A 21588-nucleotide genomic window follows, 5' to 3' on the forward strand; every position below is an offset into this window, starting at 1 on the left:
ATTGAACAATCAACAAATTTCTCTAACGGCTCAACAACAAGCAGTTGCTATTAAACAAGTAGTGGAGGCGATGAACAACCTCAACCTAGCGGCAAAAGAAACAGCTAGTGGTATTAGTCAAACCAAAGTAGGCACTCAACAATTGAACGATGCAGCCCACAATCTCAATTCAATTGTCTAAAGGGTGCTCAGTGTTTTGGACTAAGAGACTAGCAATTGATAGCATTGAGTCATGAATTGAGCTGGCAGTCCTCCCAGCTTGTCAAACCTGCGGCATCCAAGTCAAAACGATCGCAGGCGAGTGCATCGCCAAAGCCAGGGGGAGGGAATTTCTGCCCTTAAACAAATCCTCTTTTGTAACGGACGATCGAACTAACACCCGCCCCAACCCCATTCCCCAGGCTAACAGTACCGAACCCAGCACCAGCTTCACAAGTATTTCCGTCAACTCAAAATTTTGTTGCTTAAACTAGGGTTTTAACATTTATGCGATCGTCCGTGGGGAAGCGGAGGAGGAGGAGGAGAGTGGGAGAATGGCAGCATTTTTCTTTTGCCTCCTGCCTTCTTCCCTCTTTCTTCAACCACACATAAAATTGGCAAAATGTCAAGGGATTTTATCGACTTTCCCCCACTTTAGCCACCAAGTCCCAAACAAGATTTAGCACGGGAAAAAATCCCCAAAATCTCTTGCCACAAACGGCCACATCCGTTGTAATATAGATGTAAGTCACAGCCCGTTAAAGTAATCAACCAACAATTAAGCCGCTCAATATATTCACGCTCCAACGAGCGGTGAGTTGTATTGAGCGTGCCTATTAAGGAGCGATCAAAGCTCGTCAGACACCCCAAATATTCAGGAAGAATCATGCCATCAAGATCCGCCAACGATGTAGACGTAGCAGAGCAATATTGGCACTACCTAGAAATATCCAAGGTTGCAACTATCTTAGAAACCAACCTGGAAAGCGGTTTAGAACCGACAGAAGCCAACCATCGCCAACAGAAATTCGGGCCCAACGAACTAACGGTTAAAGCAGGGAAACCAGCCTGGTTAAAATTTATCCTGCAATTTAACCAACCCCTCCTGATCATCTTGCTGAGTGCAGGTTTAATCAAAGCAGTGATTGGAGAATGGCTAAACGCTAGCGTAATTTGGGGCGTAACAACCACCAACGCTACTATTAGTTTCATCCAAGAAGCTGGAGCCGAGAAAAAAATTGAAGCCCTAGCCCAAGCTGTCACCACCGAAGCCACAGTCATTCGGGGCGGCAAAAAATTAAGAATTCCCTCCAAAGAACTCGTAGTCGGCGACTTAGTAATCCTGACTTCCGGCGACAAAGTACCGGCAGACTTGCGCTTAGTGAAAGTGCGCGACTTGCAAATTGACGAATCGGGACTCACCGGGGAATCAGTAGCTGTCGAAAAAGAATTAGGACAATCTGGAGACATAGTTTTACCAAAAGAAACGCCGCTAGCAGAACGGGATAACATGGCCTATGCCGGCAGTTTTGTCACTTTTGGCCAAGCTAGCGGCATCGTAATTGCGATCGCCAATAAAACCGAAACCGGCAAAATCTCCCAACTATTAGATCGCCACATCGACCTCACCACCCCCTTAACCCGCAAATTCAACCAATTCAGTCAAAACTGGCTGTTATTCGTGTTGGGAATGGCAACCTTGACCTTCGCCGTCAGATTGGGGCGGCCAGTCCCTGCGGGGGTTTCAGCCTTTAAAGAAGCCGTCGAACCCGCTGTCGCCCTGATTGTCGGCGCAATTCCCGAAGGCTTACCCGCCGTCATCACAGTCACCCTAGCCGTAGGCGTTTCTCGGATGGCAAATCGCCACGCGATCGTCCGCAAATTGCCCGCAGTGGAAACCCTCGGCGGCGCTACAGTCATCTGTTCCGACAAAACCGGAACCTTGACGGAAAACCAAATGACGGTGCAAGAAATCTATTCTGGTGGCGAATCCTACTCGGTTACGGGTACGGGATACAGCCCCGAAGGTGAAATTCAACTCAACCAACTGCCAATTACTGTCAGCCAAACTCCAACTTTGCAAGAATGTTTGCAAGCTGGACTCCTTTGCAACGACTCTCACCTGGAATTCAAAGACGATAATTGGATTGTCGTCGGAGATCCGACAGAAGGAGCGTTAATTGCTGCAGGCAAAAAAGCTGATTTGAGCCAGCAAATTTTGTCCAAGTCAATGCAGCGGCTGGATTCAATTCCCTTTGAATCTCAGTTTCAATACATGGCGACGCTGCACCGAACTCCCAGTGGCAAAATTTTGTACGTCAAAGGTTCCGTAGAATCAATTCTCGGCCGCTGCGGTTCCAGTCTCGACACTCAAGGAAATCCGGTAGAAGTCGATCGCGCACAAATTCACCACCAAGTCGATGAAATGGCAAAGCAAGGCTTGCGCGTCTTGGCTTTAGCGAAAAAGGCAGTACCCCAAAACCAAAATTCCGTCGATCACTCGGATTTGGAGTCAGGCCTGGTTTTCTTGGGACTGCAAGGCATGATTGACCCGCCGCGGGCAGAAGCGATCGCAGCCGTCCAAGCTTGTCAAACCGCCGGCATCCAAGTCAAAATGATTACCGGCGACCACATCGCTACAGCCAAGGCGATCGCCCGCCGCATGGGATTCCGCAAAACTAAACACCACAGAGAACTTGTAGCCTACACCGGCGCTCAACTAGCCGAAATGAGCAAGCAGGAACTCGGCGAAGCCGTAGAAGCCGGCTCAGTTTTTGCCCGCGTCGCCCCAGAACAAAAACTCCGCCTCGTAGAAGCTTTGCAGCAAAAAGGCGAAATCGTGGCGATGACGGGAGACGGCGTTAACGACGCGCCAGCCCTCAAACAAGCGGATATCGGCATTGCGATGGGCAGCGGTACGGAGGTTTCTAAGGAAGCCGCCGACATGATTCTTACCGATGATAACTTTGCGTCGATCGAATCTGCGGTTGAAGAAGGGCGATCTGTTTACAAAAATCTGCTCAAAGCAATTAGCTTCATTCTCCCAGTCAACGGCGGAGAATCGATGACAATTTTGCTCAGCACGCTCCTAGGTCGAGAATTGCCGATTTTGTCGCTACAAATTCTCTGGCTGAATATGCTCAACTCGATCACCATGACAGTGCCTCTGGCTTTCGAGCCCAAGTCAGCGGGAGTCATGAAACAGCAGCCCCGACCGGTAAACGAAGCTTTCCTCACCGGAAATCGGATCAAGCGGATCATCGCTATTTCTCTTTACAACTGGACTCTGATTTTCGGAATGTTTGAATGGGTGCGCCAAGCGGATTGGGGAACTTTGGCACTGGCCCGCACGATGGCGATTCAAGCTTTGGTAATGGGGAGAATTTTTTACCTGTTGAGTCTCAGCCAGTTGTTGCCTTCTTTGATTGCTAAGTTTAGCGGTTCTAAGGAAGAAGTTAGTGGCGCTCCCGCCCTCGGTGTGGGAATTGTCCTGGCGGTGATTTTGCAGATAATCTTTGCTAATTCTCCGTTTGTCAATCGCATATTTGAGACGGCTCCAATGAACTTGGATCAGTGGCTGATTTGCTTCGGCGTAGCCCTACCGATGATCGGTGTTGCTCTCTGGGTCAACCGCTTTGACCCGCCCAACTAATCGAACTTGTAGGTACAGCCATTAGGCTGTTCAGAAACCCGGTTTCTTGAAGAAACCGGGTTTCTCTGTTTTACAGAAATCGAACCTGAAAGCCCACGTCATATCATATCCGGTAAATTACTTACGATTAAGTGCCAATTTTAGCCCACCAATCAAAACTACTTAACCTTTTTAAAACAGCAGTTTCGTAAAATGTTCATTATTTCTGTATAGTAGACTACAATTAACTTGAAAAAACAATATATATATTAACAAAGTAAATGTGTACTCACTGCGATGTTTGCAACTTATTGACAATAGATTTGAATTTCCGCCGATCACCATTCGCTACAACCTTTAACCAGCAAGTCTTGGATTGAACCAGTTTTGATAAGCAAACCCGATCGCTCTTCCCAACGGCTCCTTATCGAGAGCGCCGTCATAAAAGATTTACTTATCAATCGAATTTAATAATTGTTTTATAATTTCCGCAAGAGTACGGTAAGCTAATAACGAAGCCAAGGAAACGTGCGGCTCGCAAAAAGTGAGTTCATACAACTGGGCCGATCGAAATATCGATATTAATCAAACAAGTCAAATCAGCAGGGATAGTTTAAAGACTTATACTAGCGATAAATCTTTTTCTCCCTCCTGCCAACCTGCGCTCAAAACAGTTCGCTCAACCCAATTAGCGAACAGAAAAAAAGCGCATGGATAAACTTCAGTGAATGTTGTTACAGAAGATTATGAATTGCAGCGAGGCTAGGCTATGACAAGATTTTCAGATCAATTTTCTGCGCTTTCTCGGCGTAAATTTATCGTTACAGCAGGTGCATCTGCCCTGGGTTCAATACTGCTCAAAGGTTGTTTGGGAAATCCCCCAGAACCCGGTGCAACTGCCGGTGCTGACGGCGCGATACCCGCAGCTACCTCAGTAGTGGCTGTTGCCAACGAGAAAAGAGTCGAAGGAATTGAAAGCACTAAAATCACATTGGGATATATCCCGATCGTCGAAGCAGCACCTTTAATTATTGCCCAAGAAAAAGGCTTTTTTGCCAAATACGGCATGACCGAAGTCACGATTGCCAAGCAAGCCAACTGGGGTTCCGCTAGAGATAACCTAGAAATCGGATCAGCAGGCGGTGGCATTGACGGTGGCCAGTGGCAAATGCCCATGCCTTATCAAATTAGTCAAGGGTTGATTACCAAAAACAGCGTCCAAATCCCGATGTATGTTCTAGCGCAGTTGAACACTCAAGGAAATGGAATTGCGATCGCCGGAAAACACAAAGGCAAAGGCATCGGGCTCAAACTAGATCAAGCAGCCCAAGACTACATCAAAGGCCTCAAACAAGCAGGCACGCCCTTCAAAGCAGCCTACACCTTCCCCAAAGCCAATCAAGACTTGTGGATTCGCTACTGGCTAGCAGCTAACGGCATCAATCCCGACACAGAAGCCGAGTTGCTAACAGTACCGTCAGCGCAAACCGTCGCCAACATGAAAACCGGAAGCATGGACGGTTTCAGTACCGGCGACCCCTGGCCCCTGCGGATCGTCACAGAGGACATCGGCTTTATGTCCGCCCTCACGGGCCAAATCTGGAAAGATCACCCCGAGGAATATCTCGCTCTTCGTGGCGACTGGGTAGACAAACACCCGAAAGCCACCGAAGCCTTACTCGCAGGACTGATCGAAGCCCAGCAGTGGTGCGACAAACCTGAAAATCGCCCCGAATTAGTTGCCATTACTTCGGGCAGAAACTTCTTTGACGTACCTCCGGCAGTTTTGACACCTCCCTACCAGGGCAAGTACATGATGGGTGACGGTCAACCAGAGATCGACGATTTCAAGATGAGTCCGCTGTACTGGAAAGACGATCTCGGCAACGTTTCCTATCCTTATAAGAGTCACGATTTGTGGTTCTTAACCGAAAGCGTGCGCTGGGGTTTCCTGCCAACAAAAACCGTGGCAGATTCTAAGGCAATTATCGATAAAGTCAACCGCGAAGATTTGTGGAAAGCCGCAGCAAAATTAGCCGGAGTTGCTGATGCTGACATTCCGAAAAATACGTCTCGGGGCGTTGAGAAGTTCTTTGACGGTACAGAATTTAATCCGGCTCAGCCAGAAGCTTACCTCAAGAGTTTAGCAATTAAAAAAGTGTGATGGGGTCTTAGCTTCGCATAATTTAGTCTCGAAAAAAATAGCAGGAACATAGGAGATTACCAAGATGGCTGTCAGCACAAATCGGAGAGGCGGAGTCGATGTCCCAGGAGCATTTGGCGAGTTTTGGAAGAAGAATTCCCCGAATATCTTGCCGCCAATTTTGGGGGTAATTGGATTTCTGTTAGTTTGGCAATTCCTGTCGAGCACGGGACTGATCAAACTGCCGGGACCGATCAGTGTTTGGACTGACGAACGGACGCGGATATTGTTGCTGTATCCTTTCATGAATTCCAAAACCTACGGAATCGGCTTGTTTTGGCAAACTTTGGCTAGTTTGGAACGGGTGGCAAAAGGCTACACTCTAGCCGCTGCTGTGGGAATTGCTGGGGGTGTTTTGGTAGGTACAAATCCGCTTCTGAACAAGGCTTTAGACCCAATTTTTCAGTTTTTGCGGATGGTTGCACCTCTGGCTTGGGTGCCCATTGCCCTGGCTGCACTGCAACAAAACGAACCTGCTGCTTTGTTCGTGATTTTTATCACTTCCGTTTGGCCGATTTTGATCAACACGGCTGAAGGTGTTCGCCAAATTCCCGACGATTACAACAACGTGGCGAAAGTGCTGCAACTTTCTCGTCAGGAATATTACATCAACATCTTGTTTCCGTCGGCGCTTCCTTATATCTTCACAGGATTGAGAATTGCGATCGGTTTGGCTTGGCTGGCGATTATTGCAGCGGAAATCGTGATGTCTGGGATTACGGGTATCGGCTTCTTTATTTGGAATGCTTACCAGCAAAACTACATCAGCGAAATTCTGTTAGCGGTGTTCTACATTGGGGCTGTTGGTTTGTTGCTCGATCGCATGATGGCTTGGTTGCAGCAAAAGATTGCTCCCCCTCAAGGAAAGTAGCTAATTCGATGGGTTAACGGTTGACGGTTGACTGTTGACGGTTGACTGTTACAGGAATTACGAACTTCGAGGCTCAGAAACCTGTTTTTTAAACTCTTGTTGAGGGATTAAAAAAAGTATTTTGGTTAGTTCAAAGCCCAGTTTTAGGCATCCAGGAATGTATTAACTATTAGCTGTTATATATCAACAGCAAACAGCGAACAGTCAACAGTCAACAATCAATATCTAACGAAATAACAAACCTACAAAAAAGGCAAGAAAATCATGTCTGTTTTGATTGCAGTAGAACAAGTCGGAAAAGTATTTAATTTAACAGACGGCGGCACATACATAGCCCTCAAAGGCATCGACTTAGAAATTAAAAAAGGAGAATTTATCTCCTTGATAGGACACTCAGGCTGCGGTAAATCTACGCTACTAAATATGGTGGCAGGTTTGGATCTGCCAACAGAAGGATTGGTGACAATAGAAGGACAAAGAATTACCCAGCCAGGTCCCGATCGCATGGTAGTATTCCAAAACTATTCCTTGCTACCTTGGCGGACGGTCAGAGAAAACATTACCCTAGCCGTAGACTCGGTAATGAGCGGCTTACCCAAAGCCGAACGCCTCGAAATCATTCAAAAACACATCGACATGGTGGGCTTGACGCCCCACGCCGAGAAGCAACCCGCACTGCTGTCGGGCGGACAAAAACAGCGCGTGGCGATCGCCCGTGCTCTGGCCCTGCGCCCCAAACTGTTACTCTTAGACGAACCCTTCGGCGCTTTGGATGCTTTGACTCGCGGCAACTTGCAAGAAAAGTTGATGGAAATTTGCCAAGAGTACGAAATCAGCGCCCTGATGGTAACGCACGATGTGGATGAGGCCGTGTTGCTGAGCGATCGCATCGTCATGCTCACCAACGGCCCAGAATCGAAAATTGGCGGCATTCTCGAAGTAGACATCCCCCGCCCCCGCAAACGGATGGAAGTAGTCTCACACCCCAGCTACTACGCTCTACGTAGCGAAATGATTTACTTCCTCAACCAGCAGAAGCGCGTCAAAAAACTGCGGGCGCGGAAAGTACCCGCGATCGCCCGCCACGGCCTAGAAAAAGTCAACCTCGAACTCGGCTTTATTCCGCTGGCAGCCTGTGCTCCCCTCGCTGTCGCCAAAGAAAAAGGCTTTTTTGCCAAGCACGGCCTAGATGAAGTCCACCTCGTGCGGGAAACAAGCTGGCGCGGCATCGTAGACGGCATCGCCGCAGGTTACTTAGACGCAGCTCAAATGCCCTCTGGGATGGCGGTGTGGTTGAGCTTGGGAGGCCACCAAGAGAAGCCGATTCCGACGGTTACAGCCCTCACCATGAGCCGCAATGGCAACGGAATTACCCTCGCGAGGCGGTTTTACGACCAAGGGATCTACACTCTGGCAGACTTTAAAAAAATGCTCCAGAGAACGCCCGCGCAAACGCACCGTATGGGCATCGTGCACCCTTCTTCGATGCACAACCTGCTGCTGCGTTACTGGCTGGCTTCCGGTGGCATTGACCCGGATCGCGATGTGTTGCTGAAAAATATCCCACCGGCTCAGATGATCGTTGACTTGCAGGGCGGCACTATTGACGGTTTCTGCGTCGGCGAACCTTGGAACTTGCGGGCCTCAATGGAAGGAGTCGGCTTTACGGTGGCGACAGATTTGGAACTGTGGCCCGGACACCCCGGGAAAATTCTCGGAGTTCGGGAAGACTGGGCAAATGCTTATCCCAACACTCACATTGCTCTAGTCAAAGCTTTGCTGGAAGCTTGCCAGTATTGCGCCGATCCAAATCACGCCGCCGAGGTTTCGGAAATAGTCGCGGGAAGGGAGTACGTCGCTACTGATAAGAGTTACATCCAACTCGGCGACCCGCAATCAGTTGCTTGCAACCTCGATACTCCGATGCGGGAATACGCCCACCACTTGTTTTCTGGAGAGGGGGTGAATCGCCCAAGCCGCACCGAACAACTGTGGCACATGGTGCAGATGGCGCGCTGGGGCGATACTGTGTTCCCGCGCAACTGGGTGGAAATTCTGGAACGGGTGGTGCGAGTCGGTGCGTTCAGCACGGCGGCGCGAGAGCTGGGGATGGCTGATATTAATTACACTCGCGGTTCTCTCAGCTTGTTTGACGGCTCGGTGTTTAATGCTGACGATCCGATCGGCTATCTCAACAATCTGGCGATTAAACGCGATTTCACGATGGCTGAAGTTGTACTCGATTCCGGCCGCCGAGCTGCTTAGAACGGTTTTAATTTCGATAAAAAAAGGGGAATTGCTAATTGTTAGTTGATTATTTTTAGCTGTTAATTGTTAATTTTCAACTGCTAATTGCTAGTTAGTAATTCCTTCTTTATGACCTCCGTGACATCCGTTAAATCAGTTGCCTAACTTCCTTCTTATATTGGCAAATCACCCACTCACAATTTCCTAAACCCATGCTCAACACCACTAACAACCAGACGAATACCAAAACTCAAATCCAGGGGGGAAAAGGCCGCCGCCAGCCTTTTTTGGTGATGGACAATGTTTACAAAGAATATCCAAATGGTTACAGGGCTTTAGAAAACGTCAATCTAAATGTAGCGGAGGGAGAGTTTATTACTCTGATCGGACACTCGGGCTGCGGCAAATCAACACTGTTAAATATGGTGTCGGGTTTTAGCCATCCGAGCCAGGGCACCGTGACGATTAATGGGCAGCGGATTACGAAGCCGGGCCCCGATCGCATGGTGGTGTTTCAGGGTTACGCTTTGCTGCCTTGGCGGACGGTTTTTGAAAATGTTTATCTGGCGGTTAATTCTGTATTTCCGAATAAGTCTAAGGTCGAAAAAAATGCGATCGTCAAAGAGCATTTGGCGATGGTGGGATTGACAGAAGCTGCTGAGAAAAGACCGCCGCAAATTTCGGGGGGGATGAAGCAGCGAGTTTCGATCGCCCGCGCCTTGGCAATTCGCCCGAAAGTGCTGATTTTAGACGAACCTTTTGGTGCTCTGGACGCAATTACTAAGGAGGAATTGCAAGAAGAGTTGCTGAAAATCTGGAACGATCACCGCTGTACGGTGTTGATGATTACTCACGATATTGATGAAGCGCTGTTTTTGGCCGATCGACTGGTGATGATGACTAATGGCCCGTCAGCGACAATTGGCGAAGTTTTGGAGATTCCTTTCCCGCGTCCGCGCGATCGGGTTCAAATGATGGAAGATCCGGAATACTACAATTTGCGGAACTACGCCCTAGATTTCCTGTTCCGTCGCTTTGCACACGATCACGATGCCTAATCGGTTGGGAAATCAAAGTTAAACAGGAGAATTATGAGACTTCTCGAACAAGTTTAATTCTTGTGCGGAGTAGGGGTTGGGCATCCTGTCGGCCCAAGACGAGCTTTTTTACAGAAGTCTATTGAAAAGTTTAAGCCCCAGTGTTCCCCGATGTCAGGGGAACATCGCTGCGGGCGCAATTTTCCCGATCGGGTTGGGTAAACTGAAGCTTAATGGTGGACGAGAAGTTTTTTCGGACGTTCGGATCTTTTTCCGATATTTTACGTCTACCAGCCAAGAGACCCGATTGCCTAGCTGTCGGTAAGCTGGCATGAACAGAGCCCACCTTCGATCGAGGGTGGGCTTCTTCTTGATGTTATTAACCGTTTGTGGGTGATCGGTGGTTGGTGCATTCCACCCTTGGAACTGGCACATAGTGGGACGTTGATTAGTGTTTGATGAATTAATGTTTTTGTCAAAATAGCGGTTTTCAGTTGAGTGAAGTACAGACGATCGGGTAGGGAAACGGTTTAGCCTAAGTCCGGGGCGGGACTCGGTGACTTTTAACAATTGGTATAAGACTAATGATTGTAGCAAGACTTTTTTAAATTTGTATTACTCCAATACTCCGGACAGTTTTTGAGACAGAGACCCAAACCCTCATTCTACCGTTAGCATTTGACCACACTGAGAAGTCCCAAACCCGCATTCTGCCGTTAGTGATGGAAAACTGTCCGGACTATTGTTACTCAGGTTTGCACGGAAAACTCCTCTGGGTCAATATCCCAATTTACCCAGCGAATTGCCTCTTTAGCAGATGTCACATCAGGCGGCACTCGCAAAGCGTGAATGTGTCCAGTGCTCGGACAAGTCATTTTTAACAAATAAATCGGCTCGACATCGGCGTTATCGATTTTTAATAGCGTGTATTCTTGCCAACTATCTAATTCTACTGCTTGCAATTGTTGGCAAATGCGATCGTAACCAATCCTCTCAATTAATACTCGACGCAGTTCGGCATTTGATTCCGATAACAGCCATTCTGCTTGCCACAAATCCGGGTGTACTTTTCCGTATTTTTTGGGTAATATTACGCCGTGGTGAAAGTATAAACTGTAGCCGTCAGCAAATGCAATCGCCGATTCTCCTTCTGCGTGAAGGCGGTATTCACTGTCGAGGTAAAGTTGGGTGGGGCGCGAGCAAACATAACAGACATTATGAAACATAAAAATCCAGCCACATTCTGCTAAAAGCTGCTTCATGGATTCAACAACTTTGAGGAACTCTGGTCTGAAAACAATGCCCAAGGAAAAAATATAGAAATCAATAAGAGCGAGAGCATCAACCAGGTATGTCCGAGTAACTGTCGCACTTGAACGATTCCAATAGGACAAGTCTCTTTTCATTTTTCGGCATACCTGTTCCTCCCATACGATCGGCCCTTCAGAAAATTGGCGCCGCAATTTTATACTTAATATTAAGGGGTGCAGCGCATTTATCACCTGTTGTTCAAGTCCATCGCGCCAAATCTCATCCTCGTATGTTTTCAGTTTAAATTGTGATAATGCTTCTGTTGGACTATTACAAAAAAGGATTTCTGGTACTCCAAAACCGAGGGCATTGTAAGCGGCTTTAACGGCTGCTGCTGCTTTTTTACTCTCTATGAGTTGGGTAGGTTTTGCGAGAGTTTCCCACTTGTGACGGCCGGCTTCGATAAGTGTTTTATGTTCGGGTGTAATACTTAATTTTAGCTCGGTCACATTAGTCAGAGATAGCAGCGGTGTGTGGTCTGATATTTGATTGTCGCGCAGATCCAGCGTCTTCAAATGAGCCAGAGATTGCAGGGGTCGGATGTCTGATATTTGATTGTTGTGCAGATCCAGCTTCTTCAAATGAGTCAGAGATTGCAGGGGTGTGATATCTGATATTTGATTGTCGCGCAGATCCAGCGTCTTCAAATGAGTCAGAAATTGCAGGGGTGTTATGTCTGATATTTGATGGTTGTGCAGATCCAGCTCAGTCAAATTAGTCAGAGATAGCAGCGGTGTGTAGTCTGATATTTGATTGCCGCGCAGATCCAGCTCGGTCAGATTAGTCAGAGATTGCAGGAAGCTGATATCTGATATTTGATTGTTGGACAAATTCAGACTGGTCAAATTAGTCAAAGATTGCAGGGGTGTGATATCTGATATTTGATTGTCGTGCAGATCCAGCGTCTTCAAATGAGTCAGAGATTGCAGGGGCGTAATGTCTGATATTTGATGGTTGTACAGATACAAATGAGTCAAATGAGTCAGAGATTGTAGAGGTGTGATGTCTGATATTTGATTGCGAGAAATAGTCAGCTTATTCCTGCTTGACAGTATCCCGTTCGCTTCATCAATATCTGAAGTGCCAGCACACTTTAATAGCACCTCAACTGTATGTCTTGCTGCTTGTGACAGGCTGTCAAAGTGCAAGCACCAATCGGCAAAGCTACTGAAATTAATTGGTTGGTTTGCTTGTGGTTCTGGCATAATAAATTTCTACTCAAGTTTGGTAAAATGTCACTCCTGCAGTCCGGCAGTCGGTCAGTCCGTCAGTCCGTCAGGGGTTTCAACCCCTGGCGGCCTGTGTGGCAATGAAAAATCTTCAGGTTTGCACGGAAAACTCCTCTGAGTCTATGTCCCAATTTACCCAGCGAATTGCTTCTTTAGCCGATCGCACATCAGGCGGCACTCGCAAAGCGTGAATGTGTCCCGTCCTCGGACAAGTCATTTTTAACAAATAAACTGGCTTTGCATTACCCACCTGATAAAAACCATCGTCAAACTCGATGCTTAATAAAGTGTACTCCTGCCAACAATCTAATTCTGTCACCTCTAATTCTTGACAAATGCGATCGTAAGTAATTCCCTGAATTAACCCGCGCCGAACTTCTGCATTCTGTTCCTTCAACACCCCCTTAGACTGCCACTGGTGCGGGTGCAGGCTACCGTACCATTCGGGCAAAATCACGCCGTGATAGGCGTAAATCGAAACACCGCCGGCAAATTGTACCGCTGGTGTTCCTTCGGCGTGCAAGCGGTAGTTGCTGTCTGCAGAAAGTGCGATCGGCTTTTCGCAGATAATGCAAACTTTTTCATAGGGATAAATCAAGCCGCAATCCCGGACAATGGATTTAAAAACAATCCAATTTCTGCCGTAGGAATGAGGTAAATTAAGAACCGAAATCCAAAAATCCAACAGACTGCCAAATGATTTCCGGTGCTTTTTTGCCGATCGCACTGTAAGCCGATTTTATGGTTTCCGCAGCTTGCGAGCGATTTATCGGGCCAGTGGAAAGCGAAATCGCTCTCCACTTTTCCGGATAAACTGGAATCAAAGCTGCTTGTTCAGGCGTCAGTTTTTTAACCTTAGTCTGCGACATACCTCCAACCTTGCGGCTCATATTCGCGCTGAATTCGCACCATCCAATTACCCTCGGGAATTGCGATCGCATGGTGTTCTTCGTGACTCAATAAAGCTGTCGGTGAAAGCACCCGCAAGTACAGAGTGCCGTCTTTTTCGTAAAGTTCAGCTTGTCCCTCAATAATCTGGTGAGAATGTCCGGTGACTTCACCTTCGGCTAGAGTTAGGTGAGGTTTTTTTTCTCCTTCGATTTTCGTTACGGGGGTGAGAATTACGTCGCCTTGTCGGATGGGTTGCATAGGTTTTTTCTAAATTTTGTTTGCTGATTAGTCTTGGACGCACGGGTGGTCAGAAACCGGGTTTTTTACAAAAATACTCGATTAGAGTCCTTAATCTCGATAAAAAACCCGGTTTCTTTGATGTTGATGCGTCCGAGACTGGTAGTGTCGATCGATCTTTTCTACCACTTTCTTATACTACATTGGTAATACAGGAGCGTCAAGGGCGATCGACAAACTATATTCGATAACTGTTTGCTGCACTGACAGGCGTTATGTTTGAGGGTAAAAGTGCGATCGGAAACAGTCGCCTGGGTGGGGGCGGGTTGATGTAGATTGTCGGTGGGAGTTGGAGATTGTTGGTGAACCCGCCCCTACAAATATTGCGGTTAATTTGAATCGGGGTTTTAACCGCCGACTATTATCACCCAAAACTTCAAGTTTGCACCGAAAAATCCTCATAATCGACATCCCAATTCACCCAGCGAATCGCTTCCCTTGCAGATTGCATCTCAGGTGGAACCCGCAAAGCGTGAATGAATTCCGTGCTCGGACAAGTCATTTTTAACAAGTAAATTGGCTCTTTTTCAGGAACATCATCATCCCCCTTGAAATCATCAGGATCAAAGCCATCAATATCAGCATCAATTCTGAGCAGCGTGTATTCTTGCCAGCAATCTAATTCTGTGGCTTGCAATTCTTGGCAAATTCTAGCATAACCAATTCCCTGAATTAAGACTCGCCTGAGTTCGGCATTGTCTTCTTCTAAAATCCAGGTAGGTTGCCATTGACTGGGGTGAACTTGTCCGTATTTTTCGGGCAAGGTGACGCCGTGGTAGGAATAGAGTTTGTAACCGTCGCTAAATTCGATCGCGCTTTCGCCTTCTGCGTGGAGGCGATTTTGGCTGTCGAAGGAGAGTTTGGTTGGGCGCGAGCACACATAGCAAACATTCTCACAGGTCAAAATCCAGCCACATTCTACTAAAATCTGTTTCAGGCATTCAAAAGCTTTTTGTGCCTCTGGTTCGAGTACAATGCCCGAGGCAGAAACACAGAATTCAGCAAGAGTGAGAGCCTCAAGCACATATTTCGGAGTAACTATCAACCTTAAGTAGTTCCCATAGCCGGATAATTCTTTATTCAATTGTTGTTTTAGCTGTTCCTCCCATATAATTAATTCCGAAAGTTCCTGCCGCAATTCTGTTATTAAGTGAAATGGGTGCAGCGCATTTTTTACCAGTTTGTCAACTCGCTTTCTCAACTCTGTTTCCTTCGCTATTTTCAGCATTTGTCTTTGTGTTAACCCTCCCTTGGGGCTACTGCAAAAAGTTATTTCTGGGGCTTCTAAACCGATAGCCTCGTAGGCAGCTTTAAGGGCGGCTGTGGCTTTGGGGTGAGAGATGGGTTTGCTAGAGTTGGCGAGAGTTCCCCACTTTTGACGACACGCTTCGATGAGAGCCTTCTTTTCAGCGATAAAGTTTACATTCAGATATATCAAATTAGTCAGAGATTGCAGGGGTGTGATGTCTGATATTTGATTGCTGTACAGATACAGACAAGTCAAATTAGTCAGAGATTGCAGAGGCGTGATGTCTGATATTTGATTGCTGTACAGATACAGCTTAGTCAAATTAGTCAGAGATTGCAGAGGCGTGATGTCTGATATTTGATTGTCGCCCAGATTCAGACAAGTCAAATTAGTTAGAGATTGCAGAGGCGTGATGTCTGATATTTGATTGTCGCCCAGATCCAGCTCAGTCAAATTAGTCAGAGATTGCAGAGGCGTGATGTCTGATATTTGATTGTCGCCCAGACCCAGCTCAGTCAAATTAGTCAGAGATTGCAGGGGTGTGATGTCTGATCTTTGATTGTCGCGCAGATTCAGACAAGTCAAATTAGTCAGAGATTGCAGGGGTGTGATGTCTGATATTTGATTGCTGTCCAGATCCAGCTCAGTCAAATTAGTCAGAGATTGCAGGGGTGTGATGTCTGATATTTGATTGCCGTACAGCTCCAGATACTCCCTACTTGACACTATCCCTATCGCTTCATTAATAATGTAAGAAATGCCCGTGCATTCTAACAGCACCTCAACTGTATGTCTTACTTCTTTTGAAAGGCTGTCTTTGTGCAAGCACCAGTCGGCAAAGCTGCTAAATTCTGCGGGATTTGGCTGTTGTTTTGACATGGCAATATTATTTTAAATTTATTACGAAAATGAGAAGTTTTTGTCAACTTTTCCTCTCAACCGCAGAAATCCCGCGCCGAAACTCCTTAACTGCTTCAACCCTAGAAGCCATCAGCAAGCAGCGAGACAGCAGGTTGATGTCTAAACCGGGCAGAACTTCCCTTTGGTCAATTTTTTCATATCCGTGCGATCGCAAATGATACAGGCCAAATACTCCATCCTCCCAAAACCAAACTTCGGGGACTCCCAAGGCTTGGTAAGGATTCAACTTGCTTTCGTTGCCGCTAGTAAATACAACTTCGATCGAAAGGTCTGCAATGCCTCCCAATGCTTTGCCAATTAAGTAAGATTGGTCTGCTTGTGCGGAGGCTTTTCCTTCTTTTTCCTGCGTAAAGCTTCCTGTGGGAGTAAAATCGATTTCTTTTTCTACAAAATACGTACCCACCCGCAGGACGATGACACCGCTGAAGACTTCATGTTCTTGGGAAACTGCCAAGATTTCTACCTGACCTTTGAAATAAAAAAGTCGGAGGCCGGGGGAATCAGAAAACCCCTGCTCGATTAGCTTAAATTGTTGCCAATCAATCCCGGAGTGAATTAAACGCTGGTTTTTTGGTTTGTCTAAGGTTGCAGTCATGGCACGACCTTCTTTAACTATATTTATAGCAATTTGAATTCACCCAAGTTTGCCAGCACATTTGTATGTTGCGTCTGATCCCAAAAACCTGTTTAAATCGAAAGGATCGATATTTGACGCAGCATACAAGTTGATTTAACTATTATATTATCCTTGAAATGTGGCAACCGAAACGCGATCGCGCCCTGCTTCTTTCGCCCGATAAAGCGACTCATCGGCCATCGCAATTAGCTCCCCCGGCTGCGACTTAGTTTCCGGAATGCAGCAAGCTACACCCAAACTCAGCGTCACATATTCGCTGACAGCAGACTTAGCGTGAGCTATGTGCAAACCCCGCACCTGTTGTGCGATCATTTCAGCTACGCAAGTCGCACCTTCAATATCCGTATTCGGCAAAACTACTACAAATTCTTCTCCACCGTAACGCGCGACTAAATCTGCCGCTCGCTTTACCGAATGCTGGATCACCGCCGCCACTTGCCGCAAACATTCATCTCCCGCTTGGTGACCATAAGTGTCGTTGTAAAGTTTGAAATAATCAATGTCGCACATAATTAAAGACAGCGGTGCTTCTTCCCTCGCCAAACGCCGCCATTCCGTATCAAGGTATTCATTAAAAGAGTGGCGGTTTCTTACCTCAGTCAAACTGTCGTAATTTGCCAAATAATGCAAGGCTCGATTCACTGTTTCTAACTGCTGTTTCTGCTGCAGCAACTGACGGTTGAGTTCCGCCAACTGCTGTTCGGCTGAGTGCGAGCGCAACAAATTTCTCACCCTCGCGAGCAATTCCCTATCGTCAAAAGGCTTTGAAATATAATCATCAGCACCCGCATCCAAACTTTCGATCCGAGATTCCATCCCCGATCGGGCTGTCAAAAAGATTACCGGAGTAGATTTCAATTCTGGCGTGTTCCGAATCTCCTTGAGCAAATCCAGCCCGTTTTGTCTGGGCATAACTTGGTCACTAACAATCAAATTCGGCTGCAAATTTTTGGCTTTTTCTAAACCTTCAACCCCGTCACTCGCGACGGCGACTCGATAGTAGGGATTTAATAAAGTTTGGAGGTAAGCCAGCAGAAAATTGTTGTCTTCTACTACCAGCAACAGCGGTAATTCTCGACTGTCACTTGTTAATTCTTCCAGATGATTTTTGTCGTCAAAACTGTTAGGTTTCGGCAGCGCAGCCTGGGGTGTGGTCGCCCGGACATTTCCCGAACCCCACTCTCCAGAGCCGAACCCCGTCAGTCCAGCCAATTGGGCGATCGCGCTCACCAACTGATTCGCTTCCACCGGCTTCGACAAATGCCTCTGAAACCCCGCCTCCAGCGCTTCGGCCGAATCTTCTTCCTCAATGCCTCCCGTCAGCGCCACGGCCGGCAGCAGTTCTCTGTGCTCGGACATTTCCATTGCTCTGATGCGGCGGATCAAATCGCAGCCGTCGGCTCCCGATACCGTCATATCGCTCACCAACACGTCGGGTCTCGACTCTTGCAACTCGGCCATCGCTTCGCAGGCGCTACCCACCGCTATTACCTTGGCTCCAAATGCTTCGAGGCCAGTTTTGAGAAATTGCCGGATTTCGGCGCTGCTTTCCACCACCAGGACTTCCTTTCCCGCTAGGGGTTTGGAAACCGATCCGGGTTTGCTTCCCTTTTGGGCGATCGCAGCAGTGCGATCGTCGGGTGCATTTTTGTTGGCGCTCGGTAGCAGTACCCCAAAGGTCGCCCCCTGACCGAGGCCGGGACTCGAAGCCCAAACACTTCCCCCGTGCAGTTCCACCAACTGTCGCACAATTGAGAGCCCGAGCCCAAGCCGATTTTGTTCCTTGTTCTGGAAGCTGTCTGCAGGGCGGAAGTAGTCAAAGATGTGCGGCAGAAATTTGGGGTCGATGCCGCAACCGCTGTCGGTGACCCGAATCAACACGCCCGACTCAGTAGGCTTGATCCGCACTTGAACTGGGTATGGTGTCGATTCTGGGGTGAATTTGATGGCGTTGGCCAAGAGGTTCCAGACTACTTGCTGCAACCGTTCTGCATCTGCCAAAACGTAGCTGACGGCGGGGTCGAAATGTTTTTCTAGGCGGAGGTTTTTAGCATCGGCGGCGGGACGGAGGGTGTCGATCGCAGATTCTATGATAGACGGGAGGTGAACTGGGCTGATGTTGAGGCACACTTTCCCCCGCAGCAACCGCGAGAGGTCGAGGAGATTGTCTATTTGTCGGTTTTGTAATTTGGCGTTGCGCTCGATGATTTCCAAAGCGCGGCTGGTGGTGGCTTCGTTTAAATTGCGCGATCGCGCTAGCTGCGCCCATCCCAAAATCGCGCTCAGGGGCGATCGCAGTTCGTGGGAGGCGATCGCCAGAAATTCGTCTTTTGCGCGGTTGGCTTCGGCTTGAGCTGCTTCAACCGCTTTGCGATCGGTGATGTCGAATCCGATCGCCAAATACTGACACGGTTTTCCCTTACAGTCCAACAGTGGAACTACTGTTGCGTACACCCAATAATCAGTTCCATTCTTGGCTTTATTCTTAATGTCTCCTTGCCAAACTTCACCTTTGGCAACAGTTGACAGCAGATTTTTGATTAATTCCGAAGATTTATATTCCGAATGGAGGATGCCGAAGTGGCTGCCGATTAGTTCGGCCTGGGAATAGTTGGAGATGGAGCAAACTTGTTCACTGGCATAGTTGATAATTCCTCGCGCATCAGTCCTCAGCGCCAGTGTCGATCGGTCGATCGCTCTTTTAAAATCTAAACATTCTTGTAGCGACCAATCTAGTTCTTTTGTCGTAGAAAATTGACCGATCCGATCGGGCGCGTTGTGTTGCTGGCGATCGGGCTTATCCTTACTCCGTTGTTGGATTTCCATTGCTTCTATTTTCCCCTGACGGCTGACACCTAATCTACTCGCATCCTGATTCATTATCACAATTTTCTTTCCCGCACCGGCGGGTGTAATATTTTGTATCTCTTAATCTTCCTGAAAAATTGGCAGGTACCACATCCACTCGGGAGTCAACTCAATTTTTGTTTATAGTTGCCTAAAGTTTGTCAATCTGAGGACTGATTTTTTCATATCTAGCCGATCATCGGCTGCTGGCTGATTCCTTTTTATCTTTTATCTTTTCTCTTTTACTAGGGGGAATTACTGAGAAATTTATGGTGTCGATCACACACCGACAGTTGCATTCTTGTTTGAAACAGGTATCATAACCGTCAACTTTTTTCTCACAATTACTCCTACTATCTGGCACAAAGTCTTGTCTTCAGCAGGCTTTCGGGTCTGTAACAATCTGCCTCATCTGCACTGAAGGAGATATATGTGCAGGGCTAGACAGTTCCCAAATCACGAGTCTGTTGGGGCGCACAAAGTCCGTGTCGGGCGATCGTCCGTAACTTCTTTTAAATTATTTTCTTCAACATCTTGACAGCTCTGTATATTTTTTGTATTATCAAATGTAATATGGTTTCCGAGAAGAGAACCGGCAAACTGCCTTGACGCACTCAACTATTAACAATTTGAGGAAAATCGTCTGTGAATTTAGACGCTGTACGCGAGCAATTTGAACGAAGAGCCTTTGATTATGACGGCTTAATTCCCCGCCTCATTCCGCGCTATGGCGAGCAACACGATGTAATATTGCAGTTAATCCCTTCTGAAACTAAGGGTAACATAAAAGTTCTGGATTTAGGCGCGGGAACTGGCATACTGTCGGCTGTGATTCTGTCAGCATTTCCTCAAGCAAAAGTCCTAGCGTTTGACATGGCCCAAAATATGCTGAAAACTTGCCAAACTAACTTGTCCGCTTTCCGAGAACGGCTGACCTTGCAGCAAGGAAACTTTGCCGAAGATGATTTCGGCAGCGGTTACGATTTGGTAGTTTCAGGCTTGGCAATCCACCACCTCAACAGCCCAGGCAAACAACAGCTATTTCACAAACTTTTCCACTCGATGAATCCCGGGGGAATTTTGCTAATTCGAGATATTGTGACAGGTGCTACTCCCCGGCTGACTGAGCAATACGAACAGTTGTGGCGGCAGTACATGAAAGCTAACGGAGAGGACGATGCAGCCTGGTTTCAAAAATATCAAGAAGAAGATATTCCCTCCTCTGTGGAAGAGCAGACAAAGTGGCTTGCAGAAGCTGGTTTTGCCGACGTAGGATGTCACTGGTGCTATCTCAACTTTGCTATTTTTGGCGGAGTTATCCCAAGGTAGAAGGCATTAGACAGAATGCCGAGTTTTTGCTAATTATAAAAAAATAAAGCTCGTGAAAAATCGCCGCTCAAACACTTTTTGAGTCCCCGAAGCAGAACCTAATTATGTAGGTACTTAAGGGCGAGCTTTCCCGCTATAAGTAAGTCGCGAGTAAGACCCTTTTCTACGTCCAGGAATCATTTTCCGAAAACCTGTAAGAGCGGGTTCACTCAAGAACCCTCTGGCAGTGCAAACATATTCAATAAACCCGCCCCCACCCGACGATATAACCCGCAACTGACATTTTGTAAAAGGTGATTTAAAATCTGAATAAATAAAGTAAAATTATGAACGATTCTCGATTAGTCAAAATCAGCCGATATCTCAGCAAACACCTGCGTCACGCCCCCTGGCGCATCGGCATTGAACTCGTTCCAGGTGGCTGGGTTCCTGTTAGCGAACTCCTCGATGCGTGCAAAAAAAATAACTTTCCTGTTCAGCTTGCAGAACTCAAAAAAGTAGTCGCGCAAAACGACAAACAGCGCTTTTCATTTGACTCCACAGGGACTCTAATTCGTGCCAACCAAGGACATACCGTAGAGGTTGACTTGCAGTTAGAACCCGCTGTTCCCCCGCATATTTTATATCACGGAACAGGTAGCACTGCCGTCGAGTCTATTCTCAGTCAAGGAATTAGGAAAATGTCGCGGCATCATGTTCATTTGTCCGTGAATATCCAGACGGCGCGCCAAGTAGGTGCAAGACATGGCATCCCGGCAGTCTTTACTGTAGATGCCGCAGCTATGCAACGCGATGGTCATACATTTTACTGCTCGGAAAACAAAGTTTGGTTAGTAGATTTTGTGCCGCCCGCTTATCTCAAAAGAAGTTGATAAATTTCAGTTTTTTTGTAGAATGTGTACCACAAAA

General features: G+C 47.2%; 15 protein-coding genes and 1 pseudogene. 8 read left to right on the top strand and 8 right to left on the bottom strand.

Going from position 1 to position 21588, the window contains the following annotated elements; genetic code table 11:
• A pseudogene (locus QUA42_RS20485) lies at positions 1-181 on the top strand (chemotaxis protein); the annotation flags it as partial.
• An 81-nt stretch (positions 182-262) separates the two neighbouring features.
• On the opposite strand, the gene QUA42_RS20490 reads toward QUA42_RS20485, so the two are convergent.
• On the bottom strand, positions 263-448 hold the full coding sequence (locus QUA42_RS20490) for a hypothetical protein (protein WP_333139575.1): 186 nt from the start codon (positions 446-448) through the stop codon (positions 263-265).
• Between the two features lie 417 nt (positions 449-865).
• Here QUA42_RS20490 and QUA42_RS20495 point away from each other — a divergent pair, with 417 nt between their 5' ends.
• The 5 genes from QUA42_RS20495 (at position 866) to QUA42_RS20515 (ending at position 9989) form a co-directional block, all read left to right on the top strand.
• Positions 866-3631, top strand: a complete 2766-nt coding sequence (locus tag QUA42_RS20495) for an HAD-IC family P-type ATPase (protein WP_333139576.1) — start codon at positions 866-868, stop codon at positions 3629-3631.
• A gap of 748 nt (positions 3632-4379) precedes the next feature.
• Positions 4380-5774, top strand: a complete 1395-nt coding sequence (locus tag QUA42_RS20500; RefSeq protein ID WP_333139579.1) for a CmpA/NrtA family ABC transporter substrate-binding protein — start codon at positions 4380-4382, stop codon at positions 5772-5774.
• 64 nt (positions 5775-5838) lie between these two features.
• Positions 5839-6684 (top strand): nitrate ABC transporter permease, encoded by an 846-nt coding sequence (gene ntrB / locus QUA42_RS20505; protein ID WP_333139581.1) that lies wholly within the window; start codon positions 5839-5841, stop codon positions 6682-6684.
• A 264-nt stretch (positions 6685-6948) separates the two neighbouring features.
• Positions 6949-8949 carry a nitrate ABC transporter ATP-binding protein gene (locus tag QUA42_RS20510; RefSeq protein WP_333139583.1) on the top strand — a complete coding sequence of 667 codons (2001 nt, stop codon included), beginning with the start codon at positions 6949-6951 and terminating at the stop codon, positions 8947-8949.
• Between the two features lie 194 nt (positions 8950-9143).
• A complete protein-coding gene (locus tag QUA42_RS20515) occupies positions 9144-9989 on the top strand; it encodes a nitrate ABC transporter ATP-binding protein (RefSeq protein WP_333139585.1) in 846 nt (281 codons plus the stop codon).
• Between the two features lie 728 nt (positions 9990-10717).
• Here the strand turns inward: QUA42_RS20515 and QUA42_RS20520 are convergent.
• The 7 genes from QUA42_RS20520 to QUA42_RS20545 all read right to left on the bottom strand — a co-directional run bounded on the left by QUA42_RS20520 (position 10718) and on the right by QUA42_RS20545 (position 19383).
• Entirely contained in the window at positions 10718-12484 is a 1767-nt protein-coding gene (locus QUA42_RS20520; protein ID WP_333139588.1) for a leucine-rich repeat domain-containing protein, read from the bottom strand.
• Positions 12485-12599: 115 nt separating this feature from the next.
• The gene (locus QUA42_RS20525) at positions 12600-13235 is read right to left on the bottom strand and encodes a DUF6745 domain-containing protein (RefSeq protein ID WP_445301347.1); all 636 of its coding nucleotides are present in this window, start codon (positions 13233-13235) and stop codon (positions 12600-12602) included.
• Positions 13168-13377: a hypothetical protein gene (locus QUA42_RS27855; protein WP_445301348.1), complete on the bottom strand. Its 210-nt coding sequence runs from the start codon at positions 13375-13377 to the stop codon at positions 13168-13170. Before QUA42_RS27855 ends, QUA42_RS20525 begins: the two co-directional genes overlap by 68 nt.
• The gene (locus QUA42_RS20530) at positions 13364-13657 is read right to left on the bottom strand and encodes a hypothetical protein (RefSeq protein ID WP_333139590.1); all 294 of its coding nucleotides are present in this window, start codon (positions 13655-13657) and stop codon (positions 13364-13366) included. The genes QUA42_RS27855 and QUA42_RS20530 overlap by 14 nt, the downstream gene beginning before the upstream one ends.
• 415 nt (positions 13658-14072) lie before the next feature.
• Complete coding sequence (locus QUA42_RS20535) at positions 14073-15824, bottom strand: leucine-rich repeat domain-containing protein (protein WP_333139592.1); 1752 nt, start codon at positions 15822-15824, stop codon at positions 14073-14075.
• 43 nt (positions 15825-15867) lie between these two features.
• Positions 15868-16461 carry a Uma2 family endonuclease gene (locus QUA42_RS20540; protein WP_333139594.1) on the bottom strand — a complete coding sequence of 198 codons (594 nt, stop codon included), beginning with the start codon at positions 16459-16461 and terminating at the stop codon, positions 15868-15870.
• 147 nt (positions 16462-16608) lie between these two features.
• On the bottom strand, positions 16609-19383 hold the full coding sequence (locus QUA42_RS20545) for a diguanylate cyclase (protein ID WP_333139649.1): 2775 nt from the start codon (positions 19381-19383) through the stop codon (positions 16609-16611).
• A 612-nt stretch (positions 19384-19995) separates the two neighbouring features.
• On the opposite strand from QUA42_RS20545, the gene QUA42_RS20550 reads away from it, so the two are divergent.
• Positions 19996-20679 carry a class I SAM-dependent methyltransferase gene (locus QUA42_RS20550; RefSeq protein ID WP_333139597.1) on the top strand — a complete coding sequence of 228 codons (684 nt, stop codon included), beginning with the start codon at positions 19996-19998 and terminating at the stop codon, positions 20677-20679.
• A 326-nt stretch (positions 20680-21005) separates the two neighbouring features.
• On the top strand, positions 21006-21551 hold the full coding sequence (locus QUA42_RS20555) for an RNA 2'-phosphotransferase (RefSeq protein ID WP_333139599.1): 546 nt from the start codon (positions 21006-21008) through the stop codon (positions 21549-21551).
• Positions 21552-21588 lie beyond the last annotated feature (37 nt).

Source organism: Microcoleus sp. Pol11C2, from assembly GCF_036701505.1.
Classification (GTDB): Bacteria; Cyanobacteriota; Cyanobacteriia; order Cyanobacteriales; family Microcoleaceae; genus Microcoleus.